Below are 2,047 nucleotides of genomic sequence, written 5' to 3'. Positions count from 1 at the left end.
TTGTATAATAAGTAACGCGGTCATCGCGTAAAAACCCCGCCAGTCCCAAACCATAGCGTTCAGCGACGCGTACCGCAGTACTGGTCGGTGCCGACATGCCAATGAGCCAAGGAATGCGGCTACGAATGGATTTTTGTACCAGCTCAATAGACAACCGCGAGGTCATCACCACGCAGGTCAGCTCGGTCTTGTTGCGCAATTGCCAACCGATGAGTTTATCAAGCGCGTTATGACGCCCGACGTCTTCAAATAAATATAAATCATTGCCTTGCATGGTAGCGGCAGCATGTACCGCACCAGTGAGTTGATGGGTATGCTGCGCGGCGTCAATTTGCTGATGCATGTGCAATAAATAATTAAGACTGGGCACGGCGGATTCTGACTGTTTTTGTTGCAAGCCAGATGATAAATAATGACTTAAATCAGGAAGCGCTTGCGAAAGCCCGGTGATACCGCACATACCGCAGCCTGTACGTCCTGCTAGCTGTCGCCTCTGCGATTGAATACGCTGATGACAACGCTGATTTAGTACCAGCTCTACTACATATACATCGTAGTCTTGCAACTGCGCTGAAAATTGCTCAAATGCCGTCTTTTCGTCAAGCAAGTCATCCGTTAAATTACTGGTGAACCTTCGATAACTGGCAATATCGGTCAGTTGTGTTACCTCCCAATCTAATAATTCATGACTATGATGAATCAATCCTTCGCTATATAAAAAGCCAATCGCAAGATACTCAAGCTGATAGGGGCTTGCCATCAATATAGCGTAATGGATACCATTAATGACAATCGCAACCGCTGCCTCTACTGCCAGCAGCGCTGATTTGTTATCAACCTCTATTTCTGCATTTTTATAAGAGACATTTGCTGTAGATAAATAAGCATGTTTTTGTGTTAAATGTAGACGCGATAAAGGCACGGTCTGCATATCCATTATTGGCGCAGCAGCATGATCAGCATTGGTTTCTAAATCGGCCGCTGAGCCATTTAACCAAGGTTCTACTGCAACTACGTTATGTTTACTGACCATTATATTTTAACCATTACCTTTATCAAACCATCTTTGTTAAGCGCTGGCGGCTAGTGTGTTTTCAGTAACGCGCTGCAAAACAACGGTGACGGACTTATAAGAGGGCGTCCTTGAGTCTGGCGCGTGAGTGTCTAAGTCGATAAGGTCGTTACATTCAGGATAATAAGTCGCCACCGCATTGGCAGCGATATCCATCTCAGTCAGTATTAATGGACCTAAGGCGCGCTGTTCATCTTGACTGTCTTGACGCGATACCATAACACTATCGCCTTTTTGCCAACCTAAACGCTTGATTTCATCGGGATGCATAAATAACACGTCGCGGCGGTTGGTCTGGCGATAGCGGTCTTGATGACCAAAAATCATGGTGTTAAATTGATCATGACTGCGGACACTAGTTAGCTGCCATACTTTTTGCTCAGCGCTTTGGGTTTGATTGTGATCGCTATTGCTTGGATGAATCTCGGGTTCATTATTTTTGCTATGGTCACTTTCAGCATTGTTATTTTTAGCATTGTTATTTTTAGCATAGCTATGATAGCTCGATGTGGTTTCTGCCATCTGTGCTGCGACATAAGTAATCGGATATTGTGGCACTTCAAACTGCGCTTTGCCGCTATCGGTATTCCAAACGCGATGACGGGCAGGGTGATATAAATGAAAACCGCGCTCGTTTTCACGAATACGATCGTTAAAATTCTCAAAGCCTTCAATAGCTTGAGCAATATAATTACGGATGATATCGAAGTCGCTGCTCATGGTTTGCCATGGAATAGACGAATCAGCGCCAAGCACGTGGGTTGCCATATCGGCCACAATTTGCGCTTCAGATTTTAAATTATCACTAATCGGCTCAATGCGACCCCGCGTAGGAACAATTTGGCACATAGAGTCTTCAATCGTCGCGAACTGCTCCCCTTTTTCCGTTACCAAGCGTTCGGTACGGCTGATACAAGGTAAGATAAGGTTGTTTTTACCTGGATAGAGCATGGTGTCATTGAGTTTGGTGCCAAT

General features: G+C 45.0%; 2 protein-coding genes. Both read right to left on the bottom strand.

Annotation, left to right across the window (positions count from 1 at the left end):
* The coding region (gene fdhD, locus V7D75_RS14235; protein ID WP_442968975.1) for a formate dehydrogenase accessory sulfurtransferase FdhD at window positions 1-937 on the bottom strand (937 nt) is incomplete at its 3' end.
* A 132-nt stretch (window positions 938-1,069) separates the two neighbouring features.
* Window positions 1,070-2,047, bottom strand: a 978-nt coding sequence (locus V7D75_RS14230) for a molybdopterin dinucleotide binding domain-containing protein (RefSeq protein WP_333615091.1), incomplete at its 5' end; no start/stop codon positions are given.

Origin of the sequence: Psychrobacter sp. (assembly GCF_036731945.1) — a bacterium.
Classification (GTDB): Bacteria; Pseudomonadota; Gammaproteobacteria; order Pseudomonadales; family Moraxellaceae; genus Psychrobacter.
Note: the sequence above shows the minus strand (reverse complement) of the source record. Positions and strands in the feature narration are given on the sequence as shown.